The sequence below is a fragment of the Pseudoalteromonas sp. TAP-3C genome, assembly GCF_059888565.1.
Genome location: NZ_JCBFEM010000002.1, coordinates 482,814 through 497,337 on the forward strand (window position 1 = coordinate 482,814; position 14,524 = coordinate 497,337).

The following is a 14,524-nucleotide window of genomic DNA, read 5'->3' on the forward strand; positions in this document are numbered from 1 at the left end:
TGCTCAACAATGAGCACCTACATACCGAACCAAATTAAATAAAAAGCAGGCAATTATGAACACATTTAATTTTAAAAAAAGCCAATTAGCGGCTTCTGTGTCACTTATCATCGCTGCAAGCACACTCAATATCGCTCATGCAGCAGAACAAGAAACTGTTGAACCTGAAATCGAAGTAATACAAGTAAAAGGTATTCGCGGTTCTCTTATCCGTTCAATGGATGTAAAACGCGATGCATCAGGGGTCGTCGATGCCATTTCTGCTGAAGAAATGGGTAAATTCCCAGATACCAACTTAGCAGAATCACTACAGCGTATTACTGGTGTATCGGTAAGTCGTGCAAACGGTGAAGGTAGCCAAATCACAGTGCGTGGTTTTGGCCCATCGTTTAACTTAGTAACACTTAATGGCCGTCAAATGGCGGGTACCGGTTTTACACGCTCATTTAACTTTGAAAACTTATCCTCTGAAGGTGTAAGTTCACTTGAAGTTATGAAAACAGCCCGGGCAGATACCCCAACAGGTGGCCTTGGAGCAACGGTTAATATTGTTACCGCTAAACCACTACAAAAACCGGGTGAACGCTTTTCTATAATGGCTAAAGGTATTCACGATACCTCGGTTGAGGAAGGTGATAAAGTTACACCTGAAATTGCCGGTATTTACAGCAACACCTTCGCAGACGACATGTTTGGTTTTTCAGCTAACTTTTCATATCACCGCCGCGATTTCCAGCGCCAAGCTGCCAATGTGCGCTCTTGGTTAGTCAATCCTAACTTATCGCTTGATGCTGAAAATATTATCGACAACCGCCCAATGGATGCCGATGGCAACCCCGCTAAACAGTTTTTTGATCCAAATGCCGGTGAAAATGGCGAGTACGTATCAGCGGCATTTTTCCCACAAGAAATCAGTTTTTCAAAAGACGATATTCAGCGCGAACGTTTAAATGCCCAAGCTACATTTCAATATGCACCAACAGACAATTTAACCTTTACACTTGATCACACCATTACACAAGCAACTACGGGTAATAACTCCTTATCGTGGGGTATTTGGAACGGTTCGTTTGGTGGCAATGCTAATGCCTATGAGCTTGATGAAAATGGCACAGCAATTTACTACAACTCAGCAGGCGATGATGCATCATTCACTGCATTTCGTGAAACCTCAGAAGTAGACTCAAAAGCAACCGGTATTAATGTTGAATGGTTAGCAACAGAAAATTTGAGCTTTAATTTTGATGCCCATACCTCAAAAACAAGTACTGATAACGGCAAAGATCCAGGGTTAAACGCTAATGCCCGTATTATTTTGGGCTCAGCAGATCTCTCGACTAAAGAATACTTTTTCCGTGAAGGAGATGTACCAGGTTTCAATATAAATTGGAATAACGGCACCCAAGAAGTTAGCCCCAATCAAATTGGTTCAAATTTCAGTATTTTTACTAGAACACCTGCTGAGTCAGAAGTATCGCAAGTACAATTAGACGGTAAATTATTTACTTACACAAATATTGGCCTTGAAACGATTAAATTTGGTGCAGCGTATACCAGGCAAACGTTAAGTGGCTGGGGTGGCGCTAATAATGCTAATGCACCCGGTTTTAACAATGGTACTTTCGCTGAAATTTTTCCAGATGCTATGTTTGAAAGGGTAGACTTGAGCGGGTTTCTTGATGAGTTTTCATTTGGTCCAAATGGCGTAGCCCCTGGTTATGCTTACACTTATGACCTTGATGAAGCGTTTGCTCGTCAAAGTACTTATTTAACTGAAGACGTAGTTGGCAGTGATGTATATCAAATTGGTAACTTTGACAACTTCCCAACTAACAAAGTTGAAGAAGAAACCATTAGCGTTTATCTTTCTAGCAACTGGGCGTTTAACGTTAGCGACTACGACGTGTTTGTAAACTTAGGCCTTCGCTATGAAGAAACTGATATTGTAAGCCCAGCTAAAAGCCGAGTGGCTGAACAAGTTTACTGGGCTGGTGGTGCAGAATGGATAACCCAGTTTGCTAGCGGTGGGGACTTTGTTGAAGTTGACTATGAAGGCCAATACGACTTACTACTCCCTATGATTGATATTAAAGTTGATCTTACTGATGACTTAGTGACTCGCGCCTCATGGGGTCAAACAATCACCAGACCAACACTCGGTGATATGCTTGGAAATTTAAGCTTAACCCCATCACCTAAATTAAACGCAAGAAGCGGTAGCCGTGGTAATCCGAATTTAAAGCCATTTAAATCAACTAATCTAGATTTAAGCCTTGAGTATTACTACAGCGAAGGCAGCTATGCTGCAATTGGCTTATTCTGGAAAGATGTGGATGACTGGATCGATAAAACTAATATAAAAACCACCTTTGAAGGCTTACACGATGTGTATTTAGGCCAGCGTTGGAACAACGCCGTAGCTGCTATCGAAGGCCGTGGTGAGCAAGCAACGGATATTGCAATTCGTGATGAAATTGTAGCTAATGGTGTAGGTATTGGTGAAAACGACCGTATCTTACCAGATCCAGCGACTGATCCGTTGATTGAATGGACTATCGAGTCACCTGAAAACGTCGGAAAACGTAAAGTAAACGGTTTTGAATTTGCTGTTCAGCACTTGTTCGGCGACTCGGGCTTTGGTGCAGGCTTTAATGCTACTGTTGTTGACGGTGATGTTGAATACGATAACTATTACCTTGCCTCTCAAGCCGTATTGGCAGGCCTAAGTGATTCTGCAAACATACAAGGCTTTTACGAAAAAGATGGCCTATCGGTGAAAATAACAGGCGCTTGGCGTGATCAGTACTTAATTGCGCAAGGTTTACCTGATTCAGGTGCTACGGCACCTCCACAATACGCGAAAGAGTACTTGCAGTGGGACATTAGTGTGAACTACGAAGTTAACGAAAGCACCACGGTATTCTTTGAAGGTGTAAACTTAACTAACGAAACTGAGCGCTCATTTAGCCGTTTCGAAAGTCAGTTCTTGAGCGCCGCTCAATACGGCCCTCGATATGCATTTGGTGTTAGATACGCAATGGGCAATTAATATCTTGTGTAAACAAAATTTTTGATCACCCTATAGTTGAAAAGTCAAAGCCGCTTATTGAGCGGCTTTTTTATAAGAGTTGAATTTAACGCAACAGGTTACTTAGACGTTTGTTCAATTTAAGTTTCTAATCGTGTTATGCGGGCATTGAGTTTGCTAGAAGTATACTGTGAATAAAAATAGATTAAAAAAAGCAGCAAAAACTAACATTTATTTCCGCTAACTTGAAAACGCTTTACTTATCTAAACTTGGTACTAATTTTAATGGCGTTACTACATTGCGCGTTGCGGCTCACTAAAACAATTTAACGCAGTATGATGGGTTTTTAAATAATCACGCCCTGCTTTTAAGCCTAATTTATAATCAAATCGTAAATCATTATTTGAGCTTCCTAGTAACTTACTCTGAAGCTTTTGATTTGCAAAAATTTGGATTATTTCGACATCTTGTGGCGGGTTAGCAATAAAGGCTAACTCATCTTCGTAGGCTTGTTCATGTTGTAATAAATAATCGATTGTTTTTGGACAATAGCCAGATACTTCAACAAATAACTTCAATTTACTTACCCACGCTGATTGCGCCTGAAATGCTTGATCAACGGTGCGTATAACCACAATTTTACGTGCACCCCGATTATAAGCCTCGCGCACAGGCAAAGGGGCAGCAAGACCACCGTCTAAGTAAAAATCTGATTCTGATTGTATCTCACTCTTACCTAATTCATTTGCGGCCAATGCGTTTAACCATGGCGTCAGTTTTACGCCTTGTTTATATAAAAATGGCAGCGCACTTGACGCTTTTAATAGCTCTCGCCATTGTTGGCCCTCTCCTGTCGGAGATAAAAAATAGGGTTTACGATCACGTGCATTGGTTGCGGTAATTAATAACTCACGGTCACCTAAACTGGCTTTTGCCGTTTTAAAATCAAGCGCCCTGTTCACTTCGGTGGTTTTATCAAAATACCAGTCTAGGTCAACAATATGCTTACCCATTAAGCCACGACCTAATTGAAAAAAACGTTTATGGCGCGAAAGCCCTCTTATTAAGCGTTTAGCATAGCCTTTTTGACGTGCTAAATAACTGGTTAAGTTTTGAGAGCCTGCAGATGTGCCAATAAATAAGTCAAACGGATCATACTCTTGCTCTAACCAAGCATCGAGTACGCCGGCGGTAAATATCCCTCGTTGTCCGCCACCTTCTGCTATCAGCGCTATTTTTTTCGGCACTGAGTTGTTGCATGAATGGCGTATCGTCCTGTTTTGAGCTGTCACGCTTTACCTTCTTATTTATTTAGATGAGTTGTTTTATACGCTTATTATAGTAATCATTTAATATTCATAATTAAAATTGATTGTTTAAATCAGTTCTATTGAAAAAATAGAACGAGCTAGATTATCATCGCTTTTAGAATAATGCAAAGAAGTCATTGCTCAGAGGTCACTACTCAATTGACTTTAATTTAATGAATAGCATAACAGGCGTAGAGTGTACGCTTGCTTAATATACAGCTTAATGCTTTATTTCCATTAAAACTCCTTACAAATCAATGACTTTTTACATACAGCTCAAAAAATGATTAAAAATATGAATTGATCTGCTATTGATTACTTGGCATAACTAAAATAAAACGCATATACTGTACACTTATACAGTATGCATATTTTAGGTTATGTCATGTTTGTTATTCCCATTTATATAGAAGCCGGTGTATGCGGGTTTGAATCCCCTGCAGCGCAATATAGTGAGCTAGGCGTATCGCTTGACGAGCTATTAATAAAACACCCCGATGCCACGTTTATTGGGATAGCGTCTGGGTGCTCCATGCAAGAAATTGGTATTTTTGAGGGCGACTTACTGTTAGTTGACCGTGCTGAAATACCAAAAGACGGCGATGTTATTGTGGCTAACTTAAATGGTTTATTTGTATGTAAGCTGCTTGATAAGAGTAACGCGCGGCTACTATCGGCCTCTTCGGTTTATAAACCAGTACAGTTAACGGAATCTGATGAGTTTCAGCTTGAAGGCGTGGTTACGCGCTCTATTAGGCTGCATCGACAAAGCCCTGAGTTACTTTCATGTATGCCTTAGTTGATGCGGTTGCTTTTTACGCCAGCGCAGAAAAAGTATTCGACCCAGCAATTCGCTCAAAATCTGTGGTGGTGCTTACCAATAACGATGGCTGTATATGTGCAATGTGCCCTATTGCGCGTCAGCTTAATATTCCTAAATTTAGCCCCTACTTTAAGGTAAAGCATTTATTAGCACAGCATCAGGTGGTGGTGCGCTCATCTAACTATGAACTTTACGCTAATTTAAGCGATAGAATGATGAATGTGATTGCTCGTTTTTGTGATACGCAGCATATTTACAGCATAGACGAATCGTTTTTGCACTTTAAAGGTTATCAATCATTAATTAACGATTGGCAAGCATACGGGCAACTAATTAGGCGTACTGTTTGGCGAGAAACCAAGCTCCCTGTTGGGGTTGGTTTTGGGTCAACTCCTACCTTAGCTAAAGCCGCTAATCATGCAGCTAAAAAGTTAAGTGGTTTTAATGGCGTTGCAGTGATTAATGATGAAGCAAGCCGCCAAGCTATTTTACAGCGTATGCACTGCCAAGATGTGTGGGGAGTAGGTAAACGTTTAGCTAAAAAGCTGGCACTAATGAATATTCATACTGCATGGCAATTAGCTCAGCAAAGTCCAAAAACAATCCGTCGCCAATTTAGTGTGGTGCTTGAACGTACAATTAACGAGCTCAATGGTATTACCTGTTTAAACTGGGATGATGTACGCCAAGATAAACACGCTATTTTTTCAACGCGTAGTTTTGGTCAGCGCCTTTGCGACTCAAATGCAGTTAAAACCGCCTTAATAAATCATGTGAGTGTGGTAGCACAAAAATTAAGGGCGCAACAGTCACTAACTCATCGCCTTTATATTTTTGCTGCTAGCTCCTCACATGAGCAAACTTTTTTAAAAAAATCGGTTATGCATCAATTTGATCCACCCACTAACGACACGCGAGTTATGGCCAACGCGGTATCGAAAAGTTTTGAGCAGATTTATCAATCAGGTATTCGATTTTATAAATGTGGTGTAGGTGCGTTAGAGCTAAGCCCGCAGAGGTTTCAGCAGCATTCTTTATTTGAGAAGCAAACCGATAACCCAGCGCTTATGGGCTGTTTAGATGCAATTAATCATAAATTTGGTAAAGGAATGCTTAATGTGGCAAGCAGCCAACTAGATAAACGCTGGCATATGAACAGGGCTTTTTTGTCACCGCGCTACACTACGTGTTGGCGTGATATACCTAAAATTCAATGTTAGTCAGCTACTTTAATAAATTCGCATTCTACACTCGGGTTGTCCAATGTATATTTAAGGGTGTTATCAGTTAAAAAAGTAATACTTTGCTTAAAGCTCCTCTCATGAATCGGGTTATCACAACGGCTCATACGTAAGCTATTTTCTAAACCATCCGTTTTGTATTTAAATGAGCTGGTAATAAAACAATAATCGGGTTTTTCAAGGGTACGGGTGCCATTATGAAGCGAGTTAAATAAAATTTGTTCACCTAAGCTAAAGCCTTGCTCAGGGTCGTTAGCGACATTAAACTGCAGGCGACTATTAACACACAATCCAGAATTACTTGAAGTGACTTCGTAATTCCCCAGCTTTGTTTTTAACAGCGGGATAAAACGAGATTTGCTACTTAAGCCAGCCACTGCATAACAGCTAAAAAGGGTAAGTAAAACCAGTGTAAACAATTTCATTATACGCTTTTTCCTCGTGTATCAAATGCGCTTAAGCATTTGACTATGCTTAGCTCTGTCGCTTTGTATAATATTAACTATAACAGAGATTTACTATAAAAGATGCGCAGTTGTCACGTTATAGGTAAGTTTAAAATACTCTATAAAAATACGCAGCTAACAGCAAATACGATTACATTTAAAACTGTTAGCTTTTTAAATTAAGGCCTTAGCAATGCATTAATTTGAACAGCAAAATGAATTATTGCCAATACTTGGCAAATAACTGCGGGTAACTTTGTTTTAAAAATTTTGGCTTGTCTTTAAAACGCTTGCCTTTTGGCTGTTCGAGCCCTGAGGGGATAAACGGTAATTCATCTTCATTGCGTTCTTCATATAACAAGCCTGCAATTAAGTCGTACTCATCTAAATACGGATACGGTTGCTCATTTAAATAATATAATGGCGTACAATTGGCAAGGCTATCGGGGTTTTCTAGCGCCGCTTTAAAGGTGGCTTCGCCACGAGAAATAAGCCAACAACGAAACTCAGAAAACCCATATTCGTCATTACAACCAGCCATTACAAATGCAGCACCAAATAAATCCCAAGTATAACTTTGACGCATGCAAATACTGAACTGTTTATCAAATTCAATAAGTTGCTCGTCGGTTAAATCACTCAATGCTGACTTAAGTGATTGGCATACAGACGCAGGCTCTGCCGTTCTATCATTTACAGTTACTAGTTGCCAAAAGTCGGTTAAGGTTAGTTCGCTCATGCAAGGATCTCTTTTACCCGACCTACTTGGCCATCCTCTAATTGTACTTTAATACCGTGTGGATGATTTGGCGACTTTGTAAGCAATCGTTCTACAATGCCATTAGTTAAAGTACCACTGCGTTGATCTTGTTTAAGCACAATATTAACTTGTGTGCCTGGCGTTATTTGTGAGCGTGTTGGAACAGCCATATTTAATCTCTTTTGCTATTTTTGGGAATTATAGCCTGCTTAGGAATGACTAACCATACTCAAATTTTTCAACGTGATACTTATACTTTTAATAACATGAAGATAATTAGTAAATCCTTTTTTAAACTGCATGTTGCTGCTTAAAAAATGTAATAGCATTGCTTTTAATATGAATATTTAAACCCCCTATTACATTACAAATAAGCTGCTCAATGTAATCTAGCTGATTCATTTGTTTAGCCTGCTCGAGTGCACTATCATCAGTAAAATAACAGCTTACTTTAAACTGAGCAGGTAATTTTTTTAAATCAGCCGAATGAGTAAGAAAGCTAAAGCCCTCAACGTTATCTTTTATTTGCTCACAAGCAAGTGTTAACTGCTGACGAATACGTTTATCTAGCTGCTTTTGAGTTTTGGTCATCGTTTATTGCTTCTCGGCGGCTTGTTGTTTTTTAAATTCTTTGTAACTGTCTTGCTGTTGTTTAACACATTCATGGTATTGCTTGTCGGCCATGTGACTGCATTCACCTAACCGCGCCGATTGAATTTCATGATAGCGGCTATTACTGCTACATCCTGCTAACAGCAGTATAACAAATAACAATGATAGATATTTTAACTTATTATTCAACATTTAAAATTCCTTATATTTAACGGGAAAACTACTGATTTTCGTTATTTTTGCTGTATATTGCACAGGTTTTGTAATTATAACCGTTAAGGACACATTATGATGTTGTCGCAGTTACAAGAGCTGTTTCAGCGTATCGATAAAAGTAAATTATTTCAATCATTTGTTATTGCAGTTATTGTGATCTCGGCATTAACTGTAGGCGCACATACCTATTCATTGCATCCAACGGCTGAGCTAGCTTTGTATTGGATGGATGTTAGCATCACCGTATTTTTTTTAGTCGAACTCATTATTCGTTATTTTGCTGGTAAAGGATTTAAAGATTTTTTTTCTAAAGGGTGGAATATATTCGACTTTATTATTGTAGTAGGTAGCTTATACCCTGCTGCAGGCTCAAGTATTTTTATTGCTCGCCTATTGCGTATATTTCGCGTGCTGCGACTTGTTTCTATGATCCCCGAATTGCGTTTATTAGTAAACTCACTGATAAAAGCCATTCCGCAAATGGGCTACATTGCGCTACTTATGTTTGTGATATTTTATATTTATGCCGCCACAGGTAGCATGTTATTTGCTGATATAAACCCTGTTCTTTGGGGTGATGTGTCTATTTCTATGTTGACTCTGTTTAGAATTGCCACCTTTGAAGATTGGACAGATGTGATGTACGAAACCATGGCGGTGTATAAGCTAAGTTGGATTTACTACTTAACATTTATCTTTTTAACGGCGTTTATATTTTTAAATATGATGGTAGGTGCCATTTTAGAAGTTATGTCGCAAGAACATCGCAATGCACGCGAAGAGCAGACCAATGCTGATGATTTACCCGCAACCCAAGGCCAAGTAGACGAGTTAAAAGCCCAATTAGCTGAATTAACGCAATTACTTATAAAGTAGAGTTGTTATCTAGGGCAAGTGCTTACTTGCCCTGTTGTTTACACTTTAAATTTACCCACTAAATCAGTTAATATCGATGAAAGACGGTTCATTTCATGGCCGTTTTCACTGGTAGTAACAGCAATAATACTCACCTCATCAGCTACATTTTTAATCTCGGTTACATTACGATTTATATCTTCGGCTACGTGCTGTTGCTCTTCAGCTGCAGTGGCTATTTGCGTATTTAAATCGCTAATATTAACGATAGACGCGGTAATTTCACTAAATTGTTGCTGCGCCGAATGCGCAAGCTCAACTGTTTCATTTGTGGTTTCTATACTACGCTTCATATCTTGGGAGACCTTTGATGACATAATGCGTAATTTATCAAGCTGCGACGCAACCTCTTCGGTGGACTCAGCAGTACGCTGTGATAAACCGCGAACTTCATCAGCGACCACCGCAAAACCTCGTCCATGCTCGCCAGCACGCGCCGCTTCAATTGCTGCATTTAAAGCCAGTAAATTAGTTTGTTCAGAAATGCCGCGTATAACACTTAAAATCGACATAATATTTTCACTTTCAGCATCTAGCTGAGCGATATCAGTTGAGGCATTATTTATAACATCACATAACTTAACCACACTCTCTACAGTATCAGTAATAACAGATTGCCCCAAGTCAGATGCTTGTTGTGTTTGAGCAGCCAAATCCGCTGCATTTGCACAACTGCTAGACACTTCGTTCGCGGTGGCAGCCATTTCATTAATCGCCGTTGCCGCCATTTCTAAAGCTTGCTGTTGTTGACTGGTAGAGCTTGTTAATTGCGCTGCTTGCGATGAAGTTTGTGAAGACGTTTTACTGACATTTTGTGCACAGTCATTAATTTGCTTAACAAGCTCGCTAATCAAGTCTAAAAATAAATTAAAGCTGGTAGCCAGTTTAGCCGTTTCATCTTTAGTTTTGATTGCTAAACGCTGGGTTAAATCCCCTCCTCCTTGTGATATTTCAGTTAAGCCGTCGCTCACTTCAACAATAGGAGCGGATATCAGTTTAGAAATATAACTCGCTATGGCAACAAACACCCCAATAAGCACCGCGCTAATAATCAAAATGGTGTATGCCATTGCATTGGCGGCGCTCATAACTTCGGCTTTTTCTACTAACCCAATGAACTTCCATTCTAAGCTAGAGGACGTGTAAATATTGGCCATATATTGCTTACCATCAATCTGTATTTCAAACAGTCCTTGGGTATTTTTAGCTAGGTTACTATATTTGCCGCCCTCAACATCTGCCAAATTTTTAAATCGATTATCTGGATGTTTTGCATCAACAAGTACATTACCACTGTCTTCAACCAACATTAAATAACCAGTTTTGCCTAATTTAATATCGGCGATAATATCAGTCAAGCCACCCAATGATACATCCATCCCTTGGGCACCAATTAATTCTCCATTATCAATAATGGCTTTAACGGTGGATACAATCACTAAATCATCTTCAGCCCAGTAATAGGCGTTAGTGCGAGTGGTTTTACCATTGACCGCTTTTGCAGTCATATACCATGGACGCTGACGCGGGTCGTAATTAGCGTTCACATTGCCCATGGGCCATTGAACATAGCCACCTTGCTCGTTCCCCATGTAAATATAAGCAAGCCCTGGATGAGTATCACCAAAGTGATTAAATAAGCTATAGGCGGCTTGCTCTGTGGGGCTTTGATTGGGGTGATCAAGCATTATCTTAGTGCTGGTATCCATATGTGTTTTTATGTTTTTACGGGCATTTTTAATTGTTTCATGGGAGGCTAAATAGTCTACATTTTTGGCAATTTCTGCAAAAAACATCGTAATCGCATTATCAACTTGGCGGGCTTCTCGTTCACTTAATTGAGCAAAATTATCTAATGCCTGATTGCGTGTTTGAGTTATTACCAAAGCAGCAATGAATAATAGTGGAAGTGCAATTGCTGATGCAAAAGAAAGCTTTAATTTTTTTGATATATTCATTTTATTAGCCTGAGTTAATATTTTTAAATATAGGGCGAGATAAAATATTACGCAAGCAATTAGAAAAAACTAAGTAACCGTTTAACTTGAAAAATTAATAAGCCCTATTAACATGTAAGCTTTTTAGGTAAAATCCAAAAATGTCAATAAATCATGTTGAAATAAACAATGAGTATTACTGAGCACAAAAAAACACATAACTGTCCTGTTTGTAAAAATGAAATAACGCGGCGTTTTAAATACCTCGAGAACAAACAATACTGGCGCTGTGATTGTTGCTATGCAACATTTATTGACAATGCACAATTGCCTATCGCAACAGAAGAACTTGAGCAATACACACTTCACCAAAACGACATATACGATGCAGGTTATCGGCGCTTTTTAGCAAACATTGCCACACCGTTGATAGCTAAATTGCCCGCTGAACAAAATGGCCTTGATTATGGCTGTGGGCCAGGCCCAGCGTTAGCCACTATGTTCACAGAAGCGGGCCATAATATGGCAGTGTACGATCCCTTTTTTTATCAACAAGACGATGTGTTAAACAAGCAGTACGACTTTATAACCTGCACTGAAGTCGCTGAACATTTTCATCAACCAGCGGATGAAATTACCAAACTAAATACATTGCTAAAACCAGGTGGCTGGCTGGGTATTATGACTCAATTTCAAACCGATGATGACGCATTTGAACATTGGCATTACCGACACGACCCAACCCATGTGGTATTTTATAAACAGCAAACATTTATCTATCTGGCAGCGCAACTTGGTTGGTACTGCGAAATACCGCGTAAAAATGTTGTTTTATTGCAAAAACCAATTAGCGACTAATTCATCCATTTAATCTAAGTCCTGCTGCCAAAAAACCACTTTATTTCTGCCCGTTTCTTTAGCGTGATATAGGGCATCATCCGCCCGCTCAATCGCTGCATCGGGGTCTTCGTCAGAGTCAATAACAGCTAAACCCACTGACACTGTTTGTGTGATACTCACAGTGCCATCACAGAACTCCTGACTGGCGATGTTTTTTCGCAAACGCGTCATCACCTTATTTGCTTGCTCTGCGTTAGTATCTGGTAATAAAATCAAAAATTCTTCGCCACCGTAACGATACACTTGATCACGTGGACGAGTGCTGTCTTCAAAGCGATCGGCTAATTCTTCAAGTACATAGTCGCCAAAACCATGGCCATAATTATCATTAACTTGTTTAAAATGATCAGCGTCTATTAAAGCAATGCATAAGGTTTTATTGGTACGTTTGGCATGTGCTTGTTCTTTTTTAAAATCACGTTCTAGTGCTGTTCGATTTAATAGCCCGGTTAATTCGTCAATATCAGTCAGCGAAGCGGTTAATCCTGTATCAAAACGATTAACAATAAAATCAAACCGTTTCATGGTATCAATAAGATCTCGCAAAAGATTTTCATCAGCATCTTGTTGATGTTGATTAATGCCTATATTGGTCACTTTATTTAGTAGCTTAGTTTGCTGGTTGCGTATTTGCACCACTAATGGATGCGATAAAACAGCGCTCGGCGCTGCCCTTTCTAACGTGCTGAGTATATCCATGCCCTCTACGAGCTGTTCAATACTAGATGGTTTTATTTTGCCGCGCATTATCTGTAATTGAAAAAACAATTCAAGTCGGTTGGCATGATGTTTAGCGATGGCTTTACGAAATACGGAATGTACAAATAGCAGTATATCGGCTTCTTCTTCACGAAACAAAGGCGTAGATGACATGATAATAACCTAATCTGAGTATGGCTTAAAATGACAACATTGGCCGTCACAATGAATTTGTAGTTATTGCACCACTTTATCAGTAAAATGGTGCAATACGCTACTGCTCAATAATAAGGTAACAATAGTCTATTTTACGACTGCAAAAAACTATTCGAATGCAAATATTGATTAATCGCTATTAACAATAATCCGCAGCATTCTTCGCAGTGGCTCAGCAGCTCCCCATAAGAGTTGATCGCCCACGGTAAAAGCACTGATATATTCAGGGCCCATGGCTAATTTGCGAATACGGCCAATAGGAATACTTAGCGTACCGGTGACTTTAACCGGGGTTAAATCGGTGGCAGTGATATCCCGCTCATTAGGAATAACTTTAACCCACTGATTGTGCGACGCTAAAATCTGCTCTATTTTTTCAACGCTAATATCTTCACGTAATTTAATGGTCATTGCTTGACTGTGACAACGCATTGCGCCAATGCGTACACACAAACCGTCAATTGGTACAGGTTGCTTAGATGAACCTAAAATTTTATTTGCTTCAACTTGTGCTTTCCACTCTTCTTTTGATTGCCCGCTTGGCATAGGCACATCAATCCATGGGATTAAGCTACCCGCTAACGGCACACCAAATTGATCTTGTGGTAAATCGCTTGAGGCAATTTGCTGTGTGACTAGTTTATCAATTTCTAAAATAGCAGCGTGTGGGTCGGCTAATTTATCAGCCACACTTGCATGAATAGCGCCCATTTGTGCGATCAGCTCTTTCATATTACGGGCACCGGCACCCGATGCCGCTTGATAGGTCATAGGGCTTACCCACTCAATCAAGTCTTGCTCAAATAATCCGCCTAAAGCGAGTAACATCAAGGATACTGTGCAGTTACCCCCCACATAGGTTTTAACACTTTGCGCTAAACCTTGCTCAATGACATCTTTATTGACCGGATCAAGTACAATAATACTGTCGTCGCTCATACGCAGTGCTGATGCGGCATCAATCCAAAACCCGCTCCAACCCGCTTCACGTAATTGCGGATATACCGCTTTGGTATAATCACCGCCTTGGCAAGTAATTATGATGTCCATTTTTGCCAGTGATTCAACATTCATTGCATCAAGTAAGGGTTTTGCAGGCCCCGCTAAATCAGGGCCAAGTTGGCCAGTTTGTGAGGTGGTAAAAAAAGTAGTGTCAATGTTGGCAAAATCATTTTCTTGTTGCATACGTTCTAATAATACAGAGCCAACCATGCCCCGCCACCCGACCAATCCTACTTTTTTCATTGTTTTTTCCACTGTTTGAGTCATAAGAAATACCTAATACGTTAAAAATTAAAATTCATTGCGTGAGATTTAATTTTTACCGTTCTAAACTAACACCAGCAGCAGGCTAAAACTAGTCAATAAACTGTAACTTAAATATTTTTCATAATGTAAAACTGTGCAATAACATACAGCG

Annotated in this window: 14 protein-coding genes; 5 read left to right on the forward strand and 9 right to left on the reverse strand. The window is 39.7% G+C overall.

Annotated features, from left to right (window positions below):
* Positions 1–55 precede the first annotated feature (55 nt).
* Entirely contained in the window at positions 56–3,049 is a 2,994-nt protein-coding gene (locus AC6H44_RS18020) for a TonB-dependent receptor (protein WP_500738602.1), read from the forward strand.
* A gap of 273 nt (positions 3,050–3,322) precedes the next feature.
* On the opposite strand, the gene AC6H44_RS18025 is transcribed toward AC6H44_RS18020, so the two are convergent.
* On the reverse strand, positions 3,323–4,321 hold the full coding sequence (locus AC6H44_RS18025; RefSeq protein ID WP_500738604.1) for a patatin-like phospholipase family protein: 999 nt from the start codon (positions 4,319–4,321) through the stop codon (positions 3,323–3,325).
* Positions 4,322–4,724: 403 nt separating this feature from the next.
* Between AC6H44_RS18025 and AC6H44_RS18030 the strand changes: the two genes are divergently transcribed.
* Both AC6H44_RS18030 and AC6H44_RS18035 read left to right on the forward strand, forming a co-directional pair.
* On the forward strand, positions 4,725–5,138 hold the full coding sequence (locus AC6H44_RS18030) for a LexA family protein (protein ID WP_500738605.1): 414 nt from the start codon (positions 4,725–4,727) through the stop codon (positions 5,136–5,138).
* On the forward strand, positions 5,126–6,382 hold the full coding sequence (locus tag AC6H44_RS18035) for a Y-family DNA polymerase (protein ID WP_500738606.1): 1,257 nt from the start codon (positions 5,126–5,128) through the stop codon (positions 6,380–6,382). The genes AC6H44_RS18030 and AC6H44_RS18035 overlap by 13 nt, the downstream gene beginning before the upstream one ends.
* Here the strand turns inward: AC6H44_RS18035 and AC6H44_RS18040 are convergent.
* The 5 genes from AC6H44_RS18040 to AC6H44_RS18060 all read right to left on the reverse strand — a co-directional run bounded on the left by AC6H44_RS18040 (position 6,379) and on the right by AC6H44_RS18060 (position 8,413).
* Positions 6,379–6,828 carry a hypothetical protein gene (locus AC6H44_RS18040; RefSeq protein ID WP_500738607.1) on the reverse strand — a complete coding sequence of 150 codons (450 nt, stop codon included), beginning with the start codon at positions 6,826–6,828 and terminating at the stop codon, positions 6,379–6,381. The genes AC6H44_RS18035 and AC6H44_RS18040 overlap by 4 nt on opposite strands.
* A gap of 241 nt (positions 6,829–7,069) precedes the next feature.
* Positions 7,070–7,588 carry a DUF4240 domain-containing protein gene (locus AC6H44_RS18045; protein ID WP_500738608.1) on the reverse strand — a complete coding sequence of 173 codons (519 nt, stop codon included), beginning with the start codon at positions 7,586–7,588 and terminating at the stop codon, positions 7,070–7,072.
* Positions 7,585–7,779, reverse strand: a complete 195-nt coding sequence (locus tag AC6H44_RS18050) for a YwbE family protein (RefSeq protein ID WP_500738610.1) — start codon at positions 7,777–7,779, stop codon at positions 7,585–7,587. The genes AC6H44_RS18045 and AC6H44_RS18050 overlap by 4 nt, the downstream gene beginning before the upstream one ends.
* A gap of 121 nt (positions 7,780–7,900) precedes the next feature.
* Positions 7,901–8,200, reverse strand: coding sequence for a hypothetical protein (locus AC6H44_RS18055; protein WP_500738611.1), 300 nt, complete (start codon positions 8,198–8,200; stop codon positions 7,901–7,903).
* Positions 8,201–8,203: 3 nt separating this feature from the next.
* A complete protein-coding gene (locus AC6H44_RS18060; RefSeq protein WP_500738613.1) occupies positions 8,204–8,413 on the reverse strand; it encodes a hypothetical protein in 210 nt (69 codons plus the stop codon).
* A 99-nt stretch (positions 8,414–8,512) separates the two neighbouring features.
* On the opposite strand from AC6H44_RS18060, the gene AC6H44_RS18065 reads away from it, so the two are divergent.
* On the forward strand, positions 8,513–9,313 hold the full coding sequence (locus tag AC6H44_RS18065) for an ion transporter (RefSeq protein ID WP_500739140.1): 801 nt from the start codon (positions 8,513–8,515) through the stop codon (positions 9,311–9,313).
* Positions 9,314–9,351: 38 nt separating this feature from the next.
* On the opposite strand, the gene AC6H44_RS18070 is transcribed toward AC6H44_RS18065, so the two are convergent.
* Positions 9,352–11,310 (reverse strand): methyl-accepting chemotaxis protein, encoded by a 1,959-nt coding sequence (locus AC6H44_RS18070; RefSeq protein WP_500738614.1) that lies wholly within the window; start codon positions 11,308–11,310, stop codon positions 9,352–9,354.
* A gap of 168 nt (positions 11,311–11,478) precedes the next feature.
* Between AC6H44_RS18070 and AC6H44_RS18075 the strand changes: the two genes are divergently transcribed.
* Complete coding sequence (locus AC6H44_RS18075; protein ID WP_500738615.1) at positions 11,479–12,147, forward strand: class I SAM-dependent methyltransferase; 669 nt, start codon at positions 11,479–11,481, stop codon at positions 12,145–12,147.
* Positions 12,148–12,156: 9 nt separating this feature from the next.
* On the opposite strand, the gene AC6H44_RS18080 is transcribed toward AC6H44_RS18075, so the two are convergent.
* Positions 12,157–13,062, reverse strand: a complete 906-nt coding sequence (locus AC6H44_RS18080; protein WP_500738617.1) for a GGDEF domain-containing protein — start codon at positions 13,060–13,062, stop codon at positions 12,157–12,159.
* Positions 13,063–13,233: 171 nt separating this feature from the next.
* Positions 13,234–14,373, reverse strand: a complete 1,140-nt coding sequence (gene asd, locus AC6H44_RS18085; protein WP_500738619.1) for an aspartate-semialdehyde dehydrogenase — start codon at positions 14,371–14,373, stop codon at positions 13,234–13,236.
* Between the last annotated feature and the right edge of the window lie 151 nt (positions 14,374–14,524).

Excerpts from the sequence above, each read along its gene's own strand:
- AC6H44_RS18020 (WP_500738602.1), top strand. The coding sequence starts at position 56 with ATGAACACATTTAATTTTAAAAAAAGCCAATTAGCGGCTTCTGTGTCA.
- AC6H44_RS18030 (WP_500738605.1), top strand. The coding sequence starts at position 4,725 with ATGTTTGTTATTCCCATTTATATAGAAGCCGGTGTATGCGGGTTTGAA.
- AC6H44_RS18035 (WP_500738606.1), top strand. The coding sequence starts at position 5,126 with ATGTATGCCTTAGTTGATGCGGTTGCTTTTTACGCCAGCGCAGAAAAA.
- AC6H44_RS18040 (WP_500738607.1), bottom strand. The coding sequence starts at position 6,828 with ATGAAATTGTTTACACTGGTTTTACTTACCCTTTTTAGCTGTTATGCA.
- AC6H44_RS18045 (WP_500738608.1), bottom strand. The coding sequence starts at position 7,588 with ATGAGCGAACTAACCTTAACCGACTTTTGGCAACTAGTAACTGTAAAT.
- AC6H44_RS18050 (WP_500738610.1), bottom strand. The coding sequence starts at position 7,779 with ATGGCTGTTCCAACACGCTCACAAATAACGCCAGGCACACAAGTTAAT.
- AC6H44_RS18055 (WP_500738611.1), bottom strand. The coding sequence starts at position 8,200 with ATGACCAAAACTCAAAAGCAGCTAGATAAACGTATTCGTCAGCAGTTA.
- AC6H44_RS18060 (WP_500738613.1), bottom strand. The coding sequence starts at position 8,413 with ATGTTGAATAATAAGTTAAAATATCTATCATTGTTATTTGTTATACTG.
- AC6H44_RS18065 (WP_500739140.1), top strand. The coding sequence starts at position 8,513 with ATGTTGTCGCAGTTACAAGAGCTGTTTCAGCGTATCGATAAAAGTAAA.
- AC6H44_RS18070 (WP_500738614.1), bottom strand. The coding sequence starts at position 11,310 with ATGAATATATCAAAAAAATTAAAGCTTTCTTTTGCATCAGCAATTGCA.
- AC6H44_RS18075 (WP_500738615.1), top strand. The coding sequence starts at position 11,479 with ATGAGTATTACTGAGCACAAAAAAACACATAACTGTCCTGTTTGTAAA.
- AC6H44_RS18080 (WP_500738617.1), bottom strand. The coding sequence starts at position 13,062 with ATGTCATCTACGCCTTTGTTTCGTGAAGAAGAAGCCGATATACTGCTA.
- asd (WP_500738619.1), bottom strand. The coding sequence starts at position 14,373 with ATGACTCAAACAGTGGAAAAAACAATGAAAAAAGTAGGATTGGTCGGG.